Origin of the sequence: Streptomyces massasporeus (genome assembly GCF_014648995.1) — a bacterium.
Classification (GTDB): domain Bacteria; phylum Actinomycetota; class Actinomycetes; order Streptomycetales; family Streptomycetaceae; genus Streptomyces; species Streptomyces massasporeus.
In genome coordinates, this window is sequence record NZ_BMSE01000014.1 from 116030 (window position 1) to 137574 (window position 21545).

Sequence of the window (21545 nt, forward strand, 5' to 3'; positions counted from 1 at the left end):
GAAAGACATGTTCCAGCCCAGTGGAATTCCGTTCGCGCGCAGGGAGCCTGAATGCCGATGAACCGGCCGGCCGCCACCGTTCTGGCCGCAGCCCTATGTCTGCTCACAGGAGCGTGCGGCGGCTCCTCTTCCGGTGACGGTGGCGACAGGCCGAGCGCGAGGACGACCGACGCCACGGCCTCGAAAACCGGATACCCGGTCACGCTGGAGAACTGCGGCCGGACCCAGACCTTCGAGAAGGCACCCAGCCGTGTCGTCGTCATGAACGGCGCCTCGGTCGCCGAGGTCTCCACCCTTCTCGCCCTCGGCCTCCAGGACAGGATCGTCGCCAACCAGCAGTCCTACGGCAGGTCCGAGGTCGCCGGCCGGGCCGCCGCGATCAAGGCCCTGCCCACCGGCGGCATCAAGGTCAACGAGGCGTACGACATCCCACGGGAGTCCATGCTCGGCCTGCGCCCCGACCTCGTCCTGTCCGTCACCACCTACGGCTTCGACCAGAAGAACGGCTTCGCCACCCGCGAGCAGCTCGAGCAGGTGGGAGCGGGCAGCTACGTCTCCCCGCAGGGCTGCGACGACGACCCCTCCAGGATGACCGTCGCCGACAGCCACCGGCTGCTGCGCGACATGGGGAAGATCTTCAACGTCGGCGACAAGGCCGAGAAGCTGATCGCGGAATCCGAGAAGAACATCGCGGCGGTATCCGAACGGGTCAAGGAAAAGACCGAGGGAGAGAAGCGCCCGAAGGTCATGGTGCTCTTCTCCAACATGTCCATGGGCAGCAACGACTTCAGCTCGGTCTTCGCCAAGGGAATCGTCAACGACATTCTCGCCAGGGCCGGCGGCGCCAACGCTTTCGAGAACGCCGCCAGGACCACCTTCGCCGACCTGAGCAAGGAGAAAGTGGCCGCCACCGACGTCGACGCCCTCGTCGTCATCGGCTACAACGACCCCGATCCGGCGGCATACGCCAAGAAACTGTTCAAGGAGTTCCCCCAGTGGCCGGCCGCCCGGAACAACACGTACGTGACGCTGTCGGACTCGGTGTACCTCGGCCCGAGCAACGACCTGGCCGTGCGGAAGATCGCCGAAATGCTGCACCCCGAGGCGTTCTGACCCGGCTCAGGACTCCGCTGGCGTTCACGCTCCTGTCCGTCGCGCTGATCGGCACGATGATCGTGGCGATCAGCATCGGCGCGGTGAACGTTCCGCTCGGCGACGTGTGGGGGATCGTCCTCCACCACGTCACCGGCACGGGAACGGCGCACCCCGACCCCGCGCTCGACCAGATCGTCTGGAACTTCCGCACCCCGCGGGTGGTTCTGGCCGCCCTGGCGGGCGCCGGCCTCGCCGTCTCCGGAGCGGTACTCCAGACCGTGGTGACCAACCCGCTCGCCGACCCCATCGTGCTGGGCATCTCCTACGGTGCCACGCTCGGAGCCGTCCTCGTCATCACCCTGGGCGGCGGCGCCGCGCTCGCCGGGCTCGGGGTGTCGGCGGCCGCCTTCCTCGGCGCGGTCGCCGCCGGCGCACTGGTCTTCGCCCTCGGACAACGACGGGGGCGCCTGGCACCGACCCGGCTGGTGCTGGCCGGCGTCGCCGTCGGCTACGCGTTCCTCTCGGCCACCAGCTACGTACAACTCCAGGCGACACCGAGCGAGTTGCGGACGGTCATGTTCTGGATGCTGGGCAGCGTCGCGGGCGCCCAGTGGGGCCAACTCCCCACCGTGACCGTGGTGGTGATCGCCACGGTCACGCTCCTCACCCTTTTCGGCCGGCGGCTCAACGTCCTGCTGACCGGTGACGAGTCCGCCACCGCGCTCGGCGTCAACGTCAACCGGCTGCGCGCCGTCCTCCTGCTGCTCACCGCACTGCTGACGGGAACCGTCATCGCCGTCGCCGGCAGCATCGGCTTCGTCGGCCTGATGATCCCGCATCTGGTGCGCCTGACCACCGGCGCCGACCAGCGTCGGCTGCTCCCCCTGACCGCCCTGCTGGGAGCCGTCTACCTGGTCCTCGTCGACCTGCTCTCCCGCACCCTCGACCGCCCCAACGAGATCCCCCTGGGCATCCTCACCGCACTCCTCGGAGCTCCCTTCTTCCTGTGGCTGCTGCGCCGCAACAAGGCCCTGGACTAGAGGCATGAAACTCACCGTCGACCGACTCCACGTCACACTCGACCGCAACCCGATCCTCCGCGAGGTCAGCCTCCGGGCCCACAAGGGCGACATCGTCGGTCTCGTCGGACCCAACGGCAGCGGCAAGTCCACCCTGCTGCGCACCGTCTACCGCTCACTGCGACCGGCGGACGGCGTGGTCAGGGTCGGCGAGGACGACGTATGGACCCTGTCCCCCCGCACCGCGGCGCGTCGCACCGCCGCCGTCCTCCAGGACGGCGGCGGCAACACCACCGGACTGACCGTCACCGAGATCGTCGCTCTCGGCCGCGCCCCTCACCACGGCCTGCTGGGACGTGACGGAGCGGAGGACCACCGGGCCGTGGCCGCCGCCATCGACCGCTGCGGCGTACGACCGTTCGCGGACCGTGACTACGCCTCCCTGTCCGGCGGAGAACGCCAACGCGTGCTGCTGGCCCGGGCGTTGGCCCAGATCCCCCAGCTCCTCGTGCTGGACGAACTCACCAACCACCTCGACATCCGCGCCCGCTTCGAACTGCTGGACCTCATCCGCGCCACCGGCATCACCACACTGGCGGTCCTGCACGACCTCGACCTGGCCGCCCGGCTCTGCGACCACCTGGTCGTCCTGCACGAGGGCACCGTGAGGGCGGCGGGACCGGTCCTGGACGTACTGACCCCCCAGCTGCTCGGCGACGTCTTCGGCGTCCGCGCCCGCACGGAACGGCACGCCGACGGCGTCATCCGCATCACGTACGCCGCCGACGCGCTCGCGGACGGGGACGGGGACGGGGACGGGGACGGAGACGGAGAGACTACGGCGGAGAGTCTCCCGAGCACCGGAACCGCGGTTCGCCGCATATGAGGTGAGAGCCGGTGTCACCAGCGAGTAGACCGCTCCGAGCGGCCCGCTGGTGCGCAGACCACGAGGGCCCGAAGCCGGTGACGGCTTCGGGCCCTCGCCGAACCGCTCCGCGCTCAGCGGGCGGCTGTCTCGCGGTGTGTCAGGCCGCCGCCCCGACCAGCCCCGAGCGCTCCGCGTCCCGCAGCGAGGCGACCAGGGAGGTGCGGGCGCGGGCGACCCGGGACCGAACGGTGCCGATCGGGCAGTCGCTGAGGTGTGCCGCCTCCGCGTAGGGCAGTCCGACGAGTTGGGTGAGGACGAACGCCTCACGCCGGTCCTCGGGCAGCTCGGCCAGCAGTTCGGCGAGCGCGACGCCGTCGTCGAAGCCGGGCAGGCCGCGCGGTTGAACCCGTTCGGCGGCGCACTGCCAGTCGTCGGTGTCGGCGAGGCGGGGGCGGGCGGCGGCGTGGCGGATGCTGTCGATCACCGCGCGGCGGGCGATGGACAGCAGCCAGGTGCGGGCCGAGGAGCGGCCCTCGAAACGGTGCAGGCTGCCGAGTGCGCGCAGGAACGTCTCCTGGGCGAGGTCGTCGGCGGCCTGGGGGTCCCCTCCCAGGTAGGTGACGTAGTGGCGGACGTCGCGATGCAGGGCGCGGACGAAGCGTTCGACGGCCTCGGGGTCGCCGCCGCGGGCCGCGAGCGCCCACGCCGTTATCGACTCCTCGGCCGGCGTCGTGGTGTCGGCGTGCACCGTCTTGTCGCGCGAGGTGGGCAGGACAGAAGTGATCACCTGGTGTCCTTCTCGGGAATCCGGCATCCGGGCCGACGCAGGGGTCGGTGGATCCGGTGAGGGTGTGGGGTGCGGCCGTACGCGCGCACGGTGGCGCATCACAGGCGGATGCGCGGCGCGGCGCTCGACCGGTGCCCGAGCCGCCCGGGCGCGGTGGCGCCGCGGGCGGTCGGGAATCCGGCTGTCTCAGGCGACAGCGGTCCCCACGGGCGGACCCCGCGTGGTGATGGCGTGGGTGAGAAGGAGCCTGCGTGGTGCCCGGGCGGAATCACCGCGGCGGGCGCGGACGCGGGGGCGGTGCGGTGGTGCCGGAAGGCGGAGCAGCAGCCGCAGGGGCGCCACGAGCCATCCGGCCAGCGCCCGCAGGATGCGGAAGGCGGCACGCTCGCCGTGCGCGAGCCACAGCCCGCAGAGCAGGGCGGCCAGCAGGTGCGCGGCGAGCATGCCGGTGGAGGACATACCGGCCATGCCATGCCCTGCCGACGCCAAGGTGTCCATGCCGTCCATGCCGTGTCCCATGGAGGCCATGCCGTCCATGCCATGGCCCGAGTGGGACATGGGCAGGGAGTGCGTGCCGTGCTCCATGGCGTGCGTGTGTGCCGGCATCGAGGGCGCCGGAGCCGGGCTCACGGCCGTCTGCGTGGCGGAGAACCACGCGTGCAGCGCCGTCTGGGCGGCGACCGTGAACGGAACGACGACGTGGAGTCCGCGCTCCCGGCCGGCCAGCAGCCACGCCGAACCGCCGACCGCCGCGGCTCCGGCGGCCAGCGCCCACCAGGCCACCACGGCCTCCGCCATCATGACGTGGCCCAGAGCGGCGAGCACCACACAGACGGCCGCGAACACCGCGGCCCGTCCTGCGCGTGAACACCACCCTGCTGTCATGGCGGTTCATCCTCGCATCCGTGGATCCGGCGTCAGGGGTGGGTACGGAAAGCCCCCTGGTATCCCGCTCAACGCGACCTCCGTGATACACGCCACACGACTTGGAGGGGAAGAGCCGGGAACTTCAGGGCGGTCCGGGCCGACTGCTGTTCCTGGGGGTACTTCTGTGGGGTACTTCTGTGGGGTACTTCTGTGACGGCAGGCTGAAGGTACGGAGCACGCCTGGGTTGCGAGTCGGCGACGGATCGTTCGGAAGGGTGGATTCCGCGCGATCGTTGGGCCATGGCCGAACTTGCCGACAAGCAGCCCTCCGACGAAGCGAGTGCCTTCACCGCGGGTTGTCTCCTGCTTCTCGTACTGGTGGCGGACATGGCGGCCGGACTGCTGGTCGCCATCGTGCTTGTCGCCCGAGGGTGGAACCGGATGGGAGCAGCCTCCGGACGGACGGCGGCCGACGTGCCGACCCCGGACTGGGCGCCGGTGCTGGGCTTCGGTGCACTGGCCCTGGCGCTCGGCGTCACGGCCGTCCTGCTGCTGCGGATCGGGCACCGGGGCATCGGGGCGGTGCAGCTGACGCTCTGCGTCTTCCTGGCCATCCACACGCTGAGGTCCTCGCCCTGACCCACACGAGGGAGCGGCGGCCACTCGCGCCGGTCACTCGGACCCGGCCAGACCGCATGTGACGCCGACCAGCGAAGCGACGGCCAGGACACCACAGGCGAACCTGAGCACCGTCGGCGTCAGGAGCCGATTGACCCCCACCGTGTTCGAGAGCTCTGCCCACGCCGTCATCGATCCCCCGCAGAGACCTCCGATGCCCAGTAAAGATAGTGGAGCTCGACCAGCCCAGCGGGGCCCCGGCCTGTGCGCAGTGCTCGTACGCACCGCTGGTGACCGCGACCGTCCGCCCGCCGGGCCGGTACCCGGCGATCAGGATCCACTGCCGCCCCATATCTGTCCTGTCCGGAGTTCCGGGCGGTAGCTTGGTGGAGAGGGCCCCTGCAGAAGGGCGATTCGATGGCGTGGTTCGCGTGGCTGCTCGCCGCCGCAGCACTGGGCGTCGCGGAGTTCTTCACCCTGACCCTGGTCTTCGGGCTCCTGGCGGGTGCCGCCGTGGTCGCCGCCGTCGTCGCCGGTGTGGGCATCGGCGTGGTCGGCCAGTTCGTGGCCCTCGGAGTCGCGGCGGCCGCGGGCCTTGTCGTCGTCCGTCCTGTCGCGCTGCGGCAGATGACACAGCAACCCCTCACCCGCGACGGCAGCGACGCGCTGATCGGCAAGCGGGCCGAGGTCATGCAGGAGGTCACCGCGACCCGCGGTCTGATCAAGCTCTCCGGCGAGGAGTGGTCCGCCCGCACGCTCGACGAGAGCCACGTGATCCCGGTGGGAGCGCTGGTCGACGTCATGGAGATCGAAGGCGCCACGGCCGTCGTCTACCCCCGCGAGCTTCTTCCGTGAACGGCTGAACGCACAGCAACGGAGGCACTGTGGAACCAGTTGTCGTCCTCGCCCTGGTGGCGGCCATCGTCGTCGTCTTCCTCGTGGCCTCCAGCGTGCGGATCGTCCCGCAGGCGCGCCGCTACAACGTCGAGCGGTTCGGCCGCTACCGCCGGACGCTGCAGCCCGGGCTGAACCTGCTCCTGCCGGTGGCGGACCGCATCAACACCAAACTCGACGTGCGCGAGCAGGTCTATTCGTCCGACCCCAGGCCGGTGATCACCGAGGACAACCTCGTGGTCAACATCGACACCGTTCTCTACTACCAGATCACCGACCCCCGGGCGGCTGCCTACGAGGTCGCCGACTACCTGCATGCGATCGATCAGCTCACCGTGACCACGCTCCGGAACGTCATCGGCAGCATGGACCTGGAGGAGACGCTCACCTCGCGCGAGGAGATCAACTCCCGGCTGCGCGCCGTCCTCGACGACGCCACCGGCAAGTGGGGCATCCGGGTCAACCGTGTCGAGATCAAGGCCATCGATCCACCGCACACCATCAAGGAGGCGATGGAGAAGCAGATGCGGGCCGAACGTGACAAGCGCGCGGCCATCCTGCACGCCGAGGGCGAGCGGCAAGCCAAGATCCTCACCGCGGAGGGCACGAAGCAGAAGGACATCCTGGAGGCGCAGGGCACGCAGCAGGCCATGATCCTGCGGGCGGACGGTGAGGCGAAGGCGGTGGAGCTCGTCTTCCAGGCCGTCCACCGCAACAATGCCGACGCGAAGATCCTGGCCTACAAGTATCTGGAGACGCTGCCGCACCTGGCGAACAGCGACAACAACACGTTCTGGGTGATCCCGGGGGAGCTGACCGAGGCGATCCGGACCGTCACCACCGCGTTCGGCGACCAGTCGACAGCGGGCCGGCCCTCACCCGCGCAACCCGAGGAAGCAGCCACGGGCGGCCCCGGCGACACGTCGTACGAAAGCCGGACTCCGGAACTCGGTGCGGGCTCGAAGGCCTCGCTCGACGCCGCCGCGGCTGCCGACGAGGCGGGGAGGCAGGCCGCCGCGGCGGTGAGCGACGCCAAGGCCGAGGCGGAGGCGGCGAAGTCGCCGCAGACGCCGCGGCGGGGGCAGACGCCCGGGGGTTCGTGAGGCCGGTTCGGCGGGTCCGCGGCACGAGGGATCGGAGAAGCGGCACCGGGGGTGGCGGGCGCCGGCCGGCCCCACCGCTCGATCACCGACAGGCCCCACCGCTCGATCACCGGTCGGTCCTGCCGCTCGATCACCCGCCGCCGGCACATCCGGCGGCCGCCGGGGCCTCCTCCTCGGCGGCCGCCGGGACGTGGACGAGGTGGCACTGCTCGACGGACGGTGGCCCGCGCGCTCCGGCGAGATCGTGCTGTCCGCCGGTCCCCGCACATCCCGACCATGGGCATGAAGATCACCTTCCCCGGCCTGTCCGGCGCGCCGGCCGTGACGGTGGTGGGTGTGGCCCGCTCGGACACGCAGACCGCCGACGCCTGCGTGGTTCCGTCCCAGGGGCCGGCGCTCACCGCGCCCGGCAGCGGCGGCTACCAGATGCTGTACCGCTCAGCCTCGACCCTCACGTCCGCGCATCCCGACCTGACGGAGACGAGCCATCACATCGCGGTCACGTCAGGCACCGACGTGACCGTCTACGTGGAGGCGCTGAACAAGGACCTGACACCGCTGGGGGCCACCGCTCAGGCCGGCGGACTCGACGCCGGCGGTGACATGGTCGTCCGCTCAACGCGCTGTCCACGATCCGCGATGGGCGACAGCGTGGGGCTCCGCCTCCCCGGTTCCGTCATCGCCGTCCACCACGGGGCCGAACTGTTCCCGCTGACCCTCGGCGGCCTGCTCATCGCCACCCTGGGTGTGCTGCTGCCCGCCGGCTGGGCCGCCAGGACCCGAACCGCGACCGCCCTGCGCACTGAATAGAGGTAGTCAAAGGCTGGTGTCGATCAAAATCTGCTGGGCCTGCTTGGGGCTGCCGGATCGGACCGCTTCGGTCATCGCGGCTCGCGCCGCCTCGGGGGGCGTGTCCGGGGGGACCACGAGCAGGGAGAAGTGGTCCTGGTCCCCTCGGGTCACGAGCGCGGTTTCGTCGCCCACGGAGAAGACGTCGATGTGCACCACACGGTCGTCGACGGTCACCCGCGTCGGTATTTCGTCCCAGGCCGCGGAGTCCAGGCCGATCCGTGTGATCGGCCCGAGGCGCTCGGTCAGGGCGCTGATCAGGCCGGGCAGTTCGGAGGCGAGACTCCTTGAACGGGGCCACCACGCGCCGTCGAGGATGCTCTGGCGTTCGTGAGTGGTGGTGAGCCGCAGAAGCGCCGTTCCGGGACGCATGGATTCGTGTGCACCGTCCGCCAGAAGACCTGCCGGAGGCGGGGAATCGGGATCGGGCATCGTGCTCACCTGCCTGTTCGGGGCCTCCTCGCGTCCACGCTACTCCTGGCGGGTCAGGCGCGGTCGCCGAGCACGGCGGTCATGATCGGCTCGGCTGCCTCCTCGGTGGTGTCGGGCGGCACGACCAGCAGGTCCCAGCGGCCGTGGCCGGGGGCGAGCAGGACGACGGTGTCCGGGGCGTGCGCTGCGACGGCCTTCCGCAGTCGTACGACCTGGTTGGCGACGAGCATCCGGCCGGGCGCCGCGGACCAGGCCGCTCCGTTCACCGTGACGCCGGAGATGTGTCCCCAGGCGCGCGGCAGTGCGGCGAGCAGCTGCGGAAGCTCCGCCAGGAGGTCGTACGAACGTGGCCACCACACCCCGTCGAGGCGACGTGGCAGCGCGCTGTGGGGCGCGAGCCGCAGGCGGAGGAGAGGGCGGATGGACGGTGCGGGCGGTGCGGGCGGTGCGGGTGGCGCTGTGGTGATCATGGCGTTTCCTTCGACGGATTGTGAAGCTCGGCCGCCAGGAGCTCGCTCGCGGTGAGGTGGAGCGCGGGGTCGGCAGCCGCGGCCATGAGCCGTGCCGCCGTGGCGGTCTCGGTCCGGGATGGGACGACGAGCAGGTCCCAGCGTCCGACGCCGTACGAGAAGAGCCGAATCATGTGCGGGTCGAAACCGGAGGCGAACCACGCGGCCTTCACCGTGTGCCCGGGCACGGGCAGGTCGCAGGGCGCCGCCGGCCAGGTGTCGCGGTGGGACGCCATGCGTGACACGCGTCCTCGCGTCGCGTCGAACGCCTCGGTGAGTGCGGGCAGTTCGGCCATCAGGTCATCGGTGTGGGGCCACCATGCGCCGCAGAGGGGGCCGGGCGGGAAGGTCGGTGGGCGCAGGGCGAGCCGGGCAGGGCGCGGTGGCGTGCCTACCGGGCGGCTGGCGGCGCGGTAGCCGGTCCTCGGCGGTGGGCCCGTGCCGGTGTGCGGGTTCATGGTCGTGGTTCCTGTCCTCGGGCGGCCGTCCTGCGACTGCCGGTGCCGCTGGGCGGGCGTCAGCCAGGCTCGTCGGTGTGGGCGCGTCGTGCCTGGGTGTGGCTGGTGGCCAGCCAGGGCGACCGGGCAACGGTCTCTTCGCCGACATGCCCGGTGTCGACGGTGAGATGGAGCAGGGTGCCCTGCCCGTCGGGGCCCGCGGGGTAGCTGCGGGGCTCGTCGCAGCGGAGGTTCCGGCGCAGTAGCTGCGTCACTCGTTGGGCGATGTCGGGGCTGGCGGCGATGATGCGGACCTCCGCGAGGTCGCCCATGGGGAGATCACCAGCGGCGGTCTCGTACGCCGGCGGGTCTTCGCTTGTGCCGTGACTGCTGCCGGTGTCGGTGCCTTGGCTGCGGCTTCGGCTGAGCGGCGCGGGCATGGACGTGACCTCTGTTCTGTCGGTCATTGCGGCCTCAACGTCCCGCGGCGTTCCGCGTGTTGTGCGTCGTCCGTTCCCGGTGGCGGCGCGGTCGGTGGCGCCCCCGCCCGCCGTCGCGATGGTCGCGACGGTCGAGCGCAGCGGACGGGGTGGAGTGCCATGGGGGCGGCGGGGTGGTGCCGGCGGCTGGGGGGCCGGGAAGAAAGCGGCTGGAGGAACGCAAGGCGATCCCTTCGCTGTGTGCGGAGTTGAGCCGGTGGATCACGTACGCTTCGGCGGCGATGAGCACGAGGAGCGCGGCGATGCCGAGGTCGATGTCCATGGCGGTCACGACCTGACGGTCGGTCGAACGCGGGAAGAGCCGGGGAGAAGCGGGCCCGCCGTCCCTCGGGCGCGTGGTGGTGCATGGGTGCCGGTGGTGCCGGTGGTGCCGTTCGTGCCCGTGGCGCCGGTGGTGAAGAGCTGCAGTACGGCCCTGCGCGGGTCGGGCACCGGCCACGCGTCGGCGGCGGAGAGGGAATCGAAGGCCGGGGCCATCGTGCTGACCTGTCTCCGGAAGCTCCTGCGCTGCGCGAGGCTTCCGGCGAAGTGTCTCGCCGAGGACGAGACCAGCGCGGAAGCCGGTGTGCGACATGCCCTCAGTACCTCCACCGTACTCCCGTGCGCCCCCCACTGTCGGGAAGCGGACGGAACGCCGCACCCGCCTCGGCGTTCTCGTCCACCGTCGGTCCCGAAGGGCAGCGCGGCCGCGGGAGTACGGTGGAAGACACCGAGGGCGTCGCGCGCCGACTCCGACACCGGTGCCGCTCTCGGCGACCGACGACGCCGGGCCGGGTCCGTCCGTGCCCGAAGCAGGGCTTGCCTCATGACCGTGAACGTGCCGGCTGCGCCGACGACCACAGAACTCCTCGGGCGTCCCGTCGGTTCGCACCCGCCCGCGACGCGGAAGCCCGGCCCGAGGCCGGAACGGGGCTCCTCGCCCCGGGAAGGGCAACGCGTCCGTCCGCTGACCCGGCGTCAGATCGAGGACCATCTGCAGGAACTGGGTGATCTGTACGCGGAGACGTCCGGCGGCGGCCCCTGGGCGTGGAACCAAGCCCGCAGCGCCTTCCTGCGGCGGCTTGCGGCCGACGCACGGCGTCCGGGATTCGAGCTGCTGATCGCGGAGACCACCGCGCTGACCGGTTGCGCCTACGGTTTCCCCGTAGGCGGCGACGGCCCTTGGTGGGAGGGCTTCGACGGATACCTTCCGGGGCGGCTGCTGCGGCTTGCCGCCTCCGGGCGTCTCTTCGTGATCTCCGGGATCCACGTTCCCACCCGGGTACGCAGGCAGAACCAGGACCGTGCCTGGAACCTCGCCCGTCGCCTGCAGAAACGGCTGCTCACCGACCACGGTGCCGCCGTCGCCGTCACGCTGGTGAAGCGCTCCGACCACAGGACCGTCGACGCGCTGCGGTCCTGGGGATGGCGGTACATCGAAGGCGACACACCGCGGACGGCCCCGCTCGGTCCGTTCCGCGTCCTGGTCCTCGACACCTGAGCCCCCGGGCCCCGCCTCACCGCGGTCACCGCCTTCAGGGCGACGGCAGACGCAGGGCGAGGAGGGCCACGTCGTCGGTGCTGCCGGGCGGCATGCGGGCGGGCAGTCGGTCGCACAGCGTGTCCAGCGGTTCGTGGGCGAGGGCGAGGGCGTGGCGGCGCAGACGGGCGAGGCCGGTGTCCAGGTCGCTGCCGGGGACCTCGATCAGGCCGTCGGTGTAGAGCAGGAGAGTGGAACCCGCTGGCAGGGCCTGCGCGGCGCTGGGCCGGCTGCCGCCGGTGCCCGGAGGGACACCGAGGACGACTCCCTGTCCCGCTTCGAGGTACCGCGCCTGTCCGTCCCGGGTCAGCAGCAGAGGCGGGGGGTGCCCCGCGCTGGTCCACCGCAGCGTCCAGGGACCGGTGTGCGGGTCGCCTTCGAGCAGGGCGAGGACGAGGGTGGCCATGGGGACGGTGGTGATGGCGGGCATGGCGTCGTCGAGGCGGTCGACGACGGCACCGGGCGGGCCGGTGTGGTCCCAGGCCAGTGAGCGCAGGATGCCGTGCAGTTGCGCCATTCCGGCCGCCGCGGTCAGATCGTGGCCCACGACGTCGCCGATGACCAGCGCGAGCGTGCCGTCCTTCCGCTCGAACGCGTCGTACCAGTCGCCGCCCACCTGGGAGCCGGCCGGGGCGGGCTGGTAGCGGGCGGCCAGCCGCAGGCGGCCGGGCTGGGGCAGCGGGGCGAGCAGGTTGCGCTGCATGGCCTCGGCTACGGCGCGCTGGCGGCCGAACCGCCGTGCGTTGTCGATGACCAGGCCGACCCGGCGGCCGATGTCGCTCACGACGTCCAGGTCGTCGCCGTCGAAGGGGTGCTCCGGGTCCGTGCGCACCACCGTCAGGGCGCCGGTGATCTGCCCTCGGGGGCCGAGCGGCACCGTGATGGCCGACGTCGAGCCCACCGTCCGCAGGAAGTCGTCGTGGACGGCGCCCAGGGGAGAGGCGGGCGGTGCGGCCGGATCCGCCTCCTGCTGCAGTACGGGATCAGCGCCGTTGAGCACCTGGACGAGCGGTGAGTGATCTCCCGCCCCGGCCCCGGTAAGACGCTGGCGCCCGCCCTCCAGTCCGGCCTCCCGGCCCGCGGGACCGGTCACCGCCACCCGGTGGACCTCCCCGGAACCGACCCGGAGATCCACCGCCGCCCAGTCGGCGAGGCGGGGAACCAGCAGGCGGCCCAGCCGGACGAGGGCCTCATCGGTCTCCAGGGTCTGGCCGAGTACGTCGGTGATCTCCGCGACCAGCGTCAGCCGCTCGGTGAGGTCCTCCAGAGCACGTGTGTAGGCCGCACGCTCCCGACGCGCGCTGCGCTCGCCGGCGGTGTCGGTGAACAGCACGGCCATGCCGATGAAGGCGCCGTCGTCCGTCACGGGAGAAGCGGACCAGGAGAGCGCGATCAGGCGACCGTCACCGCGCAGACAGATGTCGCCCTCCTCGCGTGCCTCGGACCTCTCGGCCACGGCCCGCAGCAGCGGGCACTGCTCCCGGGGGATCCTGCCGCCGTGCGCATCCCGGTGCAGCAGGTCGTGTGCGTCCTCCCCGCGCATCGCCGGGGCGGCGCGGCCGAGCAGCCGCTCGGCCGCCGGATTGACCGCGAGGATCCGTCCGTCGGGATCCACCACGACCAGGGCCGTGCCCAGGTGCCCGACGACCAGCTGCCAGAATCCCCTCTCGGCCGCCGGCCGGTTCCCCTCGTCTCCCGCGCCCTTCACCATGCCACCCCCTCCGTCAGGGAAACCCTCGCCGAAACCCGCGGGCGCATCGGGGGACCGACACACCAGTGGATCGATATTCCCGCGACTCGGCACGGATCAGCTCGGCGAGGCCGCGTGGCCGTGTCGTTCCGCCGGCGCGAGACGCTGCGACCACCCTGCTGCGGCACGCGCTCGGGCTGCCGGAACAACACCCCCTCCGTGAAGGCGACTTCGGTCTGAGCGGGTGACGAGAATCGAACTCGCCCTCGGAGCCTGGGGAGTGACGGCACTTGGGCAGGTGCAGAGGTCCTGACCTGCGCCTACGCGGTCCGGGGCCAGAGAGCGACAGCCCGGATCGCACCGCCCCTGGCCGCGTCGGATCGAACCTGTCTGCCACTTGCCCGGAATCGTTGCCTCTCAGGGACGACGGTTCCGGGGAAAAACGCATGGGAGCGTCTTCCGTTGTCCGCACGGTCCGCCGGGCCTGTCGGAGGAGTACGCTGGATTTACCGAGGATATTTCGAACACCGGCTTTCAGGCTCGTGTCGTTTTCGGCGATTCAATATTCCGGGCCGATCTCGGTCGGCCCGGGGCAGGGTTCGCGTCATGATGGCGACCATTACCCACCCGCCGACGACCGAAGCCGAAGACCGGCTCTCCTCGCTCTCTCCGCGTCTGTCGCTGGCTCCCACCGGCTCCGCACCGGCTCTGCTGGACGGCGCCTGGTGGCCCCGCTCCCGCGATCTCGAGGCGGAACTCCCGTCCCTGACCGCCGTACTGGATCCGCTGTGGGGGCGGATCACCCGGGTCACGGTGAATCCCGCTCAGTGGCCGGTCATCCCGCGCAAGGTGCCCGTCGCCGGGCACGTGGTGAACGTGGGCTGGTTCCGGGACGAGCAGGACCCGCACGAACTGCTGTTGCTCTCCTACCACGTGGGCCGCTGGAACCTCTTGGTCGTCCCGCCGCAGACGGCCCCCGACTCGGCCGCCTGGCTGATGACCGCCGCGAGTGACCCGCGGGGTATGTCGACCGCGAGCCGGTTGATGGAGGAGGCGGCGCGCCTGCGGACGCTGCGCGTCGCCGACCGGGCCGTGGAGGCGGTCTGGGACTCCGAAGGAGGGCACGAGCCACCCGACTCGGCCGCACCTCCACGGCTGCCGGCCATGACCGGCACGGTGCCGCAGCAACCGAGGGGCAGGTGAGGACGGTGGAGACCTTCGTGACCGTGGCCGTGATCCTGGCACTGATCGTGGTCGGGGCGCTCCTCATCCGCCTGCTGAACTCGCAGCACGGCGACCGTATGGCCGGCGTCCATTACGGCCACACCGGGATGCCTGTAGCGGGACCGGCTCCGTCGGCTCGGCGAAGGGCCCGCGGCGGGGCGGTGACGAGCCGTACCGGCCGCCCCGGTCGACCCGGACCCGGCGTACGCGGGCGACTCCGCCCGCGTGCCCGTGAAGGAGCGAGCCCCACCCTTCCGGCAGGCTCGCCCGGCCCGTCACCCGAGGGGCGGAACTGACCGCACCGACAGCACAACCCCGCAATCCGGGACCCCGGCCGCAGCCGCGCACACGACAGGCCGGGGGCCCACCCGCGTCCGGTGTCCGCAGGCCGGGGCAGCCAACCCTCCAGGACACGATGCCGTCGGACGCGGACCTTGTGTCCGGTTCGTGGCGCATCCCGGACGGCCGGTCCACCACGATGCCCGCCGACCCGGGCTCGTGGAACGGCCCTCCACCCGCCACTTCGCACACCCCGTATCGGCGGCACGCAGCGAGGGCAGGACCCGGTCCGGCCACGACGGCTCGCCGACGGGCACTCCGAACCGAGGAGCCATGCCCCTTCCACGGCTGAACGTCCACCGGCACGACCACCCCACCCGCACGCTGATCACCCTTTCGGGGGCGATCGACCTGGCCACCGCCCCGCTCGTACGGGCCGCGCTGGCCGAATGCCTGAACGACGGCACGGGTATCACCGACGTCGACCTCACGGGAGTCACCTTCTGCGACGCCAGCGGGCTCAACGTCTTCCTCACGGCATCGGGGCTCGCCACCGAAGCCGGCATGATTCTCCGGTTGCACCATCCGCCGCCGATCATGGCCCGCATCATCGAGATCACCGGCTCCGGTTTCCTGGTCCACGAGCTCCCCACCGGCCGGACGCCGTCACGTCGGTCTCCCGAGGAGGCTCAGTCGAGGGCGGTGAGGTGATCGGCATCGCCGCCTCGCCACTCGACGAGGAGGATGGTGGCGTCGTCGGTCGTGGTGCCGCCCCGTTCGTGCTTCAGGGCGTGGGAGAGCGCCCGCACCACCGCTCGTACCTCGGTGCGGTCGCGGAGAATCCGGTTGGTCCACTCGATGAGCTGTTCCTCACCGAACTGCTGCCCGCCGGTCTGGTGCTCCTCGATCAGGCCGTCGGTGAAGCACAGCAACCGGTCGCCACGTTGCAGCATCCGCTCGCTGACCACTGGCTCCTCGCCGCCGAAGCCGACGGGCAGCGTGGTGGGGCTCTCCAGCCGGTCCACCACGGCGCGGTCACGGATCAGGAACGGAGCCGGGTGGCCGGCGTTGACCCACTGCAGCAGGCCGGTGCCGATGTTCAGCACCATCATCTGCGCGGTGACGAAGTGCTCGTGGCCGAACTGCTCGTTGATGGCCCGGTCCATGAACGCGTACACCTGGGACAGGTCGGTGTGGGACCGTCGTGTGTGCCGGTAGGCGCCGACGGCCACCGTCGCCATGGTCGCCGCGTCCAGTCCGTGGCCCATCGCGTCGAGCATGGCCACGTGAAGGATGTCGCCGTTGAGGGCGTAGTCGAAGCTGTCGCCGGCCACGTCGTAGGCGGGCTCCAGGATTCCGGCCACTTCCACCTGCGGAACGGTCATCGACAGCGGCGGCAGCAACGACCACTGGATCTCCGCGGCCACGCTCATCGGGGCGCTGCGGCGGGCCTGGAAGAACTGGTCCGTGTAGGCGTCCTTGGTGACGATCATGTCCGCGACCAGGCCGGCGAGTCTCCGGAGCAGCCGCCGGTCGTCGTCATCGACGCTGTCCAGGGTGACTGCCATGACCCCGATCTGGTCGCTGCCGTCCAGCAGTGGCAGGTACATCCGCACGCTGCCGCCCTGCGGCACCTCCACCGTTCTTCGGCTCAGGAACGCCTCGCCGGCGGGGGAGTCCTCGACCGGCTCGGGGCCGCCGACCTTCAGCCTCCGGCCCGGCAGCGGCACCAACAGGACCTGTTCGTAGTCCTGCAGGAGGATGGAGACCTCCCGCCCCCCGACCCTGGCCACCTCCTCCGCGACGAGTGGGGCGATCAAGTCCGGCGGCATCTCGTGGGCCCGGTCCAGCAGCACACCCAGCAGTCGTTCGCCGAACCCCTCCGACCGGTCCACCCCGATCCTGTCCGGCTGGCGCCCACCGTCCGTCATCGCTCGATTCCCTTCGTCCCCGGGTGATGGCGAGCCGATTGCGCCTGGGTGGCATGTCGTCCCAAGCAGCCCTCGCCGCACATGGCTTGGGCAGAAGGGGGACCTCCCGCCATCGTAGGCCCCATTGCACCATTTCATCCGGATTTGTTTACAAAGCGGACGAGGAGGAGTCAGAGTCGAGGGTGCAGGAGGCAGCCATGACCGTCCTCGCGGCATTTCTTCTCGTCATCGGGACGATATTGATCCTGGTGGGGGCACTGCTGATCCTGGTCGGGACGGTTCTGATCGTCCTCGGGGCACTGCTGATCCTCATCGGGATCGCCCTGGTCGCTGTTGCGGCCTTCTTGCTCATCCGGAGAGCGCTGAGGCGGGAAGAGTAGAGGACGGCCGGACCGGAGCAAGGGGACCGCATCAAGCTCGGTGCGTCGAAAGGAGCGCGTGATGAGCAGGGGCGTGGTGGGCTTGATCGCGGGAATGGCGCTGGGGTTCGCCGCGTACTTCGGTGACTTCTGGGCCTTTCTGCTGGTGCTGGGGCTGGGCATCGTCGGTCTCGTGATCGGGCGGCTCATGGACGGTGATCTCGAACCGGGCGACTTCATCCGCCGCCGGGACCGCCAGGACCGCATCCGCGATGACCGGCGACGGGCCAGGGGTGACCGGCTGCGCTGACGGGGAGCCGATCGGCGCCCGGGCATCCGCGGCGTGGCGCGGCGCCGTCACCGCCGCCGACGGTCCTCGCGGCGATCACCGGATGCCTGCTCCTACGCGGGAACCCGGGTCTTCCGGAGCGGTGCTCCCGCCTGATGGAGGCTGACGAGGGCCAGCCGGTAGGAGGTGATCAGCCCGGTCTCCACGTAGTCCACGCCCAGGTCCTCGCAGTGGCGCCGGGTGATGGTCCGCGCCCTGCGCAGGTTGGGGCTGGGCATGCTGGGGAACAGGTGGTGCTCGATCTGGTGGTTCAGCCCGCCCAGCGCGATGTCGGTGAGCCGGCCGCCGCGCACATTGCGCGAGGTGAGCACCTGGCGGCGCAGGAAGTCCGGGCGGTCCTCGCCCTTCAGGATCGGCATGCCCTTGTGGTTGGGCGCGAAGAGGGAGCCGAGGTAGACACCGAAGAGGCACTGGTGGACGGCGAGGAAGGCGATCGCCATACCGAGGGGCAGCAGCCAGAACAGGACGGTCAGGTACACCGCGAAGTGCGCGAACAGCAGGACGCCGTCGAGCGCTCGGTGCTTGAGCGAGCGGTTGGCCAGCGCCCGCACGCTCGACACGTGCAGGTTGAAGCCCTCCAGTGTCAGGAGCGGGAAGAACAGGAATGCCTGCCAGCGGCCGATCAGACGGGGGAGCCCGGTGGCGGCCCGGGCCTGGTCCTGGGACCAGACCAGCAGGTCGGGGTCGAGGTCGGGGTCGAGGTCCTCGTGGTTGGGGTTGGCGTGGTGGCGGGTGTGCTTGTCCTGCCACCACCCGTAACTCATCCCGATACCGGCCCCGGCGATCCGTCCGGACACCTCGCTGGCCCGGCGCCGGCGGAACACCTGACGGTGGGCCGCGTCATGGGCGAGCAGGGCGACCTGACCGAAGACGACGGCCAGGAAAGCGGCGACGGTCAGGGTCCACCAGCTGTCACCGACGAGCGCGACGGTGGCCCACCCGCCGACGTAGAGCCCGGCGACCACGGTGATCCGCAGGGCGTAGTAGCCGGGACGGCGGCCCATCAGGCCGGCATCGGCGATCTTCCTCGACAGCCGGGCGAAGTCGCTGCCGGAGCTCTCCGAGGGCGGGGGGCGGACGATGGAATGCGTGGTCATGACGAGGGTTCTCCCCGGATGAGGCCGATGACTCGGCGCCGCCCGGGAGCCGCTGAGACCGGGCCGTAGGTAGGGATGCGCTTCCTCCAGTGCCGGAAGCGCATCGCGCGACCGCGGAGCAAGGACGACGTCTGCTTCGTCAGCGGGCGGCCGCGCAGGCCCTCTATGTGAATGCGTGTTCCCTGCCGGACGGGCCTCACACACCGCGACGGCACCGGGCTTGCGGAGCGGGCCGCGACTTCGACGTCATGGCCGGATCGATGACAGAGGCAAGAGCGCTCCACCTGAGGCGAGTTGTGGAGAGCCGTGATCAAGCAGGGCAGGCGACGTGGGCGTTGGGCCTGGCCGGTCATGCGGCGAGGGCGAGAGCACCGTGCAACTCGGCTGGTGTTCCGACTCCGTTCCGCCGTGTTCTCTGAGCGCAGCCACCAGTTGGCGGCCTCCCGCGAGGCGTCCGGCCGAGATGTCCGAGGTCTGCGTCGCAGCTGTGTCCACACCCTGTGGACGAAAGACCGCGGCCCTTGTGGGGCGGCGTGGTGCGCATCTGGCACGCGGCCCATCCACCCCGCGCGGCAAAACGGCCCGGGCCACGGACCTGCGCCGTCTTCGTGGAGCGGGTGACGAGAACCGAACTCGCCCTCTCAGCTTGGGAGGCGACTACGCCTGCGCGTCCAGTATGGCCTTGACCTGAGCAGATGCCTCCGCCCGGGAAGAGTTGCACGGACCTGGTCGCACCGCTGTTGACCGTGGCCGTCCGCCCTTACGGGCGCGTTGTGGGCACGACGTCGGAGTGAGCGGTCCGGGAGGGGCCGACGGGCCTTCGGAGGTCGCCGCGTCCATCTGCTTCGCGTCGCGCAGAGATGCGTGACTGTGGATGCGTACGTGCCCCGGCCTCTCGCTGTCATCGACGCCGACTCCGCGGGTACGGGCGAGGCCGCCGAGGCCGTCCGCCGAGCCAGGCCGGGGGCGCCCAGCACCCACTCAGGATGATCGTTACCGTAGCGTAACTTATCAAGGCGCTACCAACTTTAACTACCAGTGCTAGTTTTCCCGCACCCTGCATCGAAGCAGCGCGAGGAGTGCACTGTGAGCCGCTACAGAAGCCGTCCGCGTTCCCCGTTCAACCGCCTGACCGCCGCCGCGATCGCCGCCGTGGCCTGCGTCTGTGTCAGCGCGACCCCGGTCGACGCCGCCACCGGGACCGACACCGAACCCGTCGTGTCCCGGGGAGTCGCCATCCCGGCCTTCTACACCCCGCCCGCCCAACTGCCCGCCGCCAACGGCACCTTGATCCGACAAGAACCCCTCCCCCTGGGTGTCTCAGTCCCCGGCCTCGACGGCCGCCCCCTGCCGGGCACAGCCACCCGCCTGATGTACAAGTCCACCGACTCGAGCGGAAAGCCCGTCGCGGTGACCGGCGCCTACATCGAGCCGTCGGCGCAGTGGAAGGGCGACGGGCCCCGCCCCCTGGTGGCGGTGGCCTCGGGGACCATGGGCCAGGGCGACCAGTGCGCGCCGTCGTTCGCCCTGCAACACCCGCTCACCGCAGGCGAAGAGACCCTGTCCATCGCCTACGACAACCTGGCGATCTACCGTCTTCTCGCCACCGGAGCGGCCGTCGTCGTCACCGACTACGTCGGCCTGGGCGCCACCGACCGTCTGCACACCTACGTCAACCGCCTGGACGGGGCGCACGCGGTGCTGGACGCCGTCCGTGCGGCGCGCGATCTCCCCGGCACGTCCCTCACCTCCGGCTCCCGCGTCGGCCTGTACGGCTACAGCGAGGGCGGCGGCGCCACCGCCTCGGCGGCCGAGCTCCAGCCCACCTACGCGCCCGACGTCCAACTGGCCGGCACCTACGCGGGCGCGCCGCCCGCCAACCTGACCGCGGTCATGAAGGGGATCGACGGGAGCGCCCTGGTCAGCGCCCTGGGCTGGGCGATCAACGGCTTCTCCCAGACCTACCCCGACCTGCGCAGTGTCACCGAGGCGAACCTCAACGACGCCGGACGCAAGGCCCTCGCCGACACGTCGACCATGTGCGTCGGCGAGTCCGTCGTCCGCTACGGCTTCACCCGGAGCACGGCATGGACGACCAGCGGCAAGTCCGTCGCCGACATCATCGCCGCCGAACCCCGCGCCCAGGCCGTCCTCGACGAACAGCGCATCGGGACGCTCAAGCCGTCCGGTCCGGTCCGTGTGGCCACCGGCATCTACGACGACATCGTTCCGCACGCCCAGGCCCGCCAGTTGGCCGTGGACTGGTGCCGCAAGGGCGGCAACGTCACCTACGCGGCCGTTGACCTGCCCAACCTCGGCGACAGGATCCTCACCAACCACCTCGCCCCCCTCCTCACCGACCAGGGAACGGCGATCTCCTGGCTCACCGGCCGACTGGAGGGCGAACCGACCGCGTCCAACTGCTGGACGATGCCCTTCCAGTCCTGATCGATCCATCCGGCGGCCCGCCACCGCGGCGGCCGCCGGCCGAGCGGGCGCTGACGTCCGCCGCAACCGTTGAGAAGACACGCTGCTGCCCGCCCCGGCCCGGCGAGCAGTCAGGGGACGGACATCATGATCGTCGCGCGGAGACTGACCAGGCGGTACGGGCAGGTGACGGCCCCTCGACGACGTGTCGCTCACGGTTGAACCCGGTGTGGTGACCGGAATCCTGGAGCCGAACCACGCGGGCAGGTCCACCACGATGCGGCTCATGCTGCGCCTCGACAGGGGAGAGGGCCGCACCACCTTCGGCGGCCGCACCTACGCGGAGCTGGAGCAGCCGGTGCGGACGGTCGGAGCGCTGCCGGACGCCGGAACCGCGCACGAACCTGGCACGCGGCGAGTGGGAGCCGGTTCCGCGGTCGAGGCTGCGGGCGCTTACCGGCTCGACGCAGCAAAGGCGGAGAGACTCCATGCAGATGACCGGCCGTCCTGGGCGACCTGGAGGATGGGCTCGAACCGCTTGCACTCCAGCATTCCCGAAGGGCGGTGTTCACCGTCTCCTTCTTGGTGCTGGTACCGAGAGCTGTGGGCACTTCCGACACCAGCTGATCACCGAGGTCGACCACGGTCCGGCTCATCGGCTGCAGATCCGTAGACCTGGCAGGCTGGTGGCG

23 protein-coding genes and 1 pseudogene are annotated in these 21545 nt (G+C 71.0%); 13 read left to right on the forward strand and 11 right to left on the reverse strand.

Features of this window, described 5'->3' with window-relative positions; genetic code table 11:
* Positions 1-51 precede the first annotated feature (51 nt).
* Genes IE153_RS27420 through IE153_RS27430 form a run of 3 tightly spaced genes read left to right on the forward strand, consistent with a single transcriptional unit; the run spans position 52 to position 3000 of the window.
* The gene (locus IE153_RS27420; RefSeq protein WP_189592465.1) at positions 52-1113 is read left to right on the forward strand and encodes an ABC transporter substrate-binding protein; all 1062 of its coding nucleotides are present in this window, start codon (positions 52-54) and stop codon (positions 1111-1113) included.
* 56 nt (positions 1114-1169) lie between these two features.
* The gene (locus IE153_RS27425; protein ID WP_189592466.1) at positions 1170-2135 is read left to right on the forward strand and encodes a FecCD family ABC transporter permease; all 966 of its coding nucleotides are present in this window, start codon (positions 1170-1172) and stop codon (positions 2133-2135) included.
* A gap of 4 nt (positions 2136-2139) precedes the next feature.
* Positions 2140-3000 (forward strand): ABC transporter ATP-binding protein, encoded by an 861-nt coding sequence (locus tag IE153_RS27430; protein ID WP_189592467.1) that lies wholly within the window; start codon positions 2140-2142, stop codon positions 2998-3000.
* A gap of 139 nt (positions 3001-3139) precedes the next feature.
* On the opposite strand, the gene IE153_RS27435 is transcribed toward IE153_RS27430, so the two are convergent.
* Both IE153_RS27435 and IE153_RS27440 read right to left on the reverse strand, forming a co-directional pair.
* The gene (locus IE153_RS27435; protein ID WP_229829196.1) at positions 3140-3769 is read right to left on the reverse strand and encodes a sigma-70 family RNA polymerase sigma factor; all 630 of its coding nucleotides are present in this window, start codon (positions 3767-3769) and stop codon (positions 3140-3142) included.
* A 186-nt stretch (positions 3770-3955) separates the two neighbouring features.
* Positions 3956-4654, reverse strand: coding sequence for a hypothetical protein (locus tag IE153_RS27440; protein WP_189592469.1), 699 nt, complete (start codon positions 4652-4654; stop codon positions 3956-3958).
* A gap of 282 nt (positions 4655-4936) precedes the next feature.
* On the opposite strand from IE153_RS27440, the gene IE153_RS27445 reads away from it, so the two are divergent.
* The 4 genes from IE153_RS27445 to IE153_RS27460 all read left to right on the forward strand — a co-directional run bounded on the left by IE153_RS27445 (position 4937) and on the right by IE153_RS27460 (position 8061).
* The gene (locus IE153_RS27445) at positions 4937-5275 is read left to right on the forward strand and encodes an inner-membrane translocator (RefSeq protein WP_189592470.1); all 339 of its coding nucleotides are present in this window, start codon (positions 4937-4939) and stop codon (positions 5273-5275) included.
* Positions 5276-5671: 396 nt separating this feature from the next.
* On the forward strand, positions 5672-6109 hold the full coding sequence (locus IE153_RS27450) for an NfeD family protein (RefSeq protein WP_189592471.1): 438 nt from the start codon (positions 5672-5674) through the stop codon (positions 6107-6109).
* Positions 6110-6138: 29 nt separating this feature from the next.
* Positions 6139-7251: an SPFH domain-containing protein gene (locus tag IE153_RS27455; RefSeq protein WP_189592472.1), complete on the forward strand. Its 1113-nt coding sequence runs from the start codon at positions 6139-6141 to the stop codon at positions 7249-7251.
* Between the two features lie 276 nt (positions 7252-7527).
* Positions 7528-8061: a hypothetical protein gene (locus tag IE153_RS27460; protein ID WP_229829197.1), complete on the forward strand. Its 534-nt coding sequence runs from the start codon at positions 7528-7530 to the stop codon at positions 8059-8061.
* A gap of 6 nt (positions 8062-8067) precedes the next feature.
* Here IE153_RS27460 and IE153_RS27465 read toward each other — a convergent pair whose 3' ends face one another.
* Genes IE153_RS27465 through IE153_RS27485 form a run of 5 tightly spaced genes read right to left on the reverse strand, consistent with a single transcriptional unit; the run spans position 8068 to position 10240 of the window.
* Positions 8068-8532, reverse strand: a complete 465-nt coding sequence (locus IE153_RS27465; RefSeq protein ID WP_189592473.1) for a DUF5994 family protein — start codon at positions 8530-8532, stop codon at positions 8068-8070.
* A gap of 53 nt (positions 8533-8585) precedes the next feature.
* The gene (locus tag IE153_RS27470; protein WP_189592474.1) at positions 8586-9002 is read right to left on the reverse strand and encodes a DUF5994 family protein; all 417 of its coding nucleotides are present in this window, start codon (positions 9000-9002) and stop codon (positions 8586-8588) included.
* Complete coding sequence (locus tag IE153_RS27475) at positions 8999-9499, reverse strand: DUF5994 family protein (RefSeq protein ID WP_189592475.1); 501 nt, start codon at positions 9497-9499, stop codon at positions 8999-9001. Before IE153_RS27475 ends, IE153_RS27470 begins: the two co-directional genes overlap by 4 nt.
* Before the next feature lie 59 nt (positions 9500-9558).
* Entirely contained in the window at positions 9559-9945 is a 387-nt protein-coding gene (locus tag IE153_RS27480; RefSeq protein ID WP_308432212.1) for a hypothetical protein, read from the reverse strand.
* 7 nt (positions 9946-9952) lie between these two features.
* Positions 9953-10240 carry a hypothetical protein gene (locus tag IE153_RS27485; RefSeq protein ID WP_189592573.1) on the reverse strand — a complete coding sequence of 96 codons (288 nt, stop codon included), beginning with the start codon at positions 10238-10240 and terminating at the stop codon, positions 9953-9955.
* Positions 10241-10783: 543 nt separating this feature from the next.
* On the opposite strand from IE153_RS27485, the gene IE153_RS27490 reads away from it, so the two are divergent.
* Positions 10784-11458 carry a hypothetical protein gene (locus IE153_RS27490; protein ID WP_189592476.1) on the forward strand — a complete coding sequence of 225 codons (675 nt, stop codon included), beginning with the start codon at positions 10784-10786 and terminating at the stop codon, positions 11456-11458.
* Between the two features lie 34 nt (positions 11459-11492).
* On the opposite strand, the gene IE153_RS27495 is transcribed toward IE153_RS27490, so the two are convergent.
* Positions 11493-13208 carry a SpoIIE family protein phosphatase gene (locus tag IE153_RS27495; RefSeq protein WP_189592477.1) on the reverse strand — a complete coding sequence of 572 codons (1716 nt, stop codon included), beginning with the start codon at positions 13206-13208 and terminating at the stop codon, positions 11493-11495.
* A gap of 585 nt (positions 13209-13793) precedes the next feature.
* On the opposite strand from IE153_RS27495, the gene IE153_RS27500 reads away from it, so the two are divergent.
* Together IE153_RS27500 and IE153_RS27505 are read left to right on the forward strand one after the other, a co-directional pair.
* Positions 13794-14390, forward strand: a complete 597-nt coding sequence (locus IE153_RS27500) for a DUF5994 family protein (protein ID WP_189592478.1) — start codon at positions 13794-13796, stop codon at positions 14388-14390.
* Positions 14391-15023: 633 nt separating this feature from the next.
* Positions 15024-15401, forward strand: a complete 378-nt coding sequence (locus IE153_RS27505; protein WP_189592479.1) for an STAS domain-containing protein — start codon at positions 15024-15026, stop codon at positions 15399-15401.
* Here the strand turns inward: IE153_RS27505 and IE153_RS27510 are convergent.
* Positions 15380-16621, reverse strand: a complete 1242-nt coding sequence (locus IE153_RS27510; RefSeq protein ID WP_189592480.1) for a PP2C family protein-serine/threonine phosphatase — start codon at positions 16619-16621, stop codon at positions 15380-15382. The genes IE153_RS27505 and IE153_RS27510 overlap by 22 nt on opposite strands.
* A 197-nt stretch (positions 16622-16818) precedes the next feature.
* On the opposite strand from IE153_RS27510, the gene IE153_RS27515 reads away from it, so the two are divergent.
* Both IE153_RS27515 and IE153_RS27520 read left to right on the forward strand, forming a co-directional pair.
* Positions 16819-17001, forward strand: coding sequence for a hypothetical protein (locus tag IE153_RS27515; protein ID WP_189592481.1), 183 nt, complete (start codon positions 16819-16821; stop codon positions 16999-17001).
* Between the two features lie 61 nt (positions 17002-17062).
* The gene (locus IE153_RS27520) at positions 17063-17290 is read left to right on the forward strand and encodes a hypothetical protein (protein ID WP_189592482.1); all 228 of its coding nucleotides are present in this window, start codon (positions 17063-17065) and stop codon (positions 17288-17290) included.
* Positions 17291-17382: 92 nt separating this feature from the next.
* Here IE153_RS27520 and IE153_RS27525 read toward each other — a convergent pair whose 3' ends face one another.
* Positions 17383-18426: a fatty acid desaturase family protein gene (locus IE153_RS27525; protein WP_189592483.1), complete on the reverse strand. Its 1044-nt coding sequence runs from the start codon at positions 18424-18426 to the stop codon at positions 17383-17385.
* A 1086-nt stretch (positions 18427-19512) separates the two neighbouring features.
* Here IE153_RS27525 and IE153_RS27530 point away from each other — a divergent pair.
* Positions 19513-20874, forward strand: a complete 1362-nt coding sequence (locus IE153_RS27530; RefSeq protein WP_189592484.1) for a lipase family protein — start codon at positions 19513-19515, stop codon at positions 20872-20874.
* A gap of 530 nt (positions 20875-21404) precedes the next feature.
* On the opposite strand, the pseudogene IE153_RS27535 reads toward IE153_RS27530, so the two are convergent.
* A pseudogene (locus IE153_RS27535) lies at positions 21405-21509 on the reverse strand (type II toxin-antitoxin system VapB family antitoxin); the annotation flags it as partial.
* Positions 21510-21545: the final 36 nt, after the last annotated feature.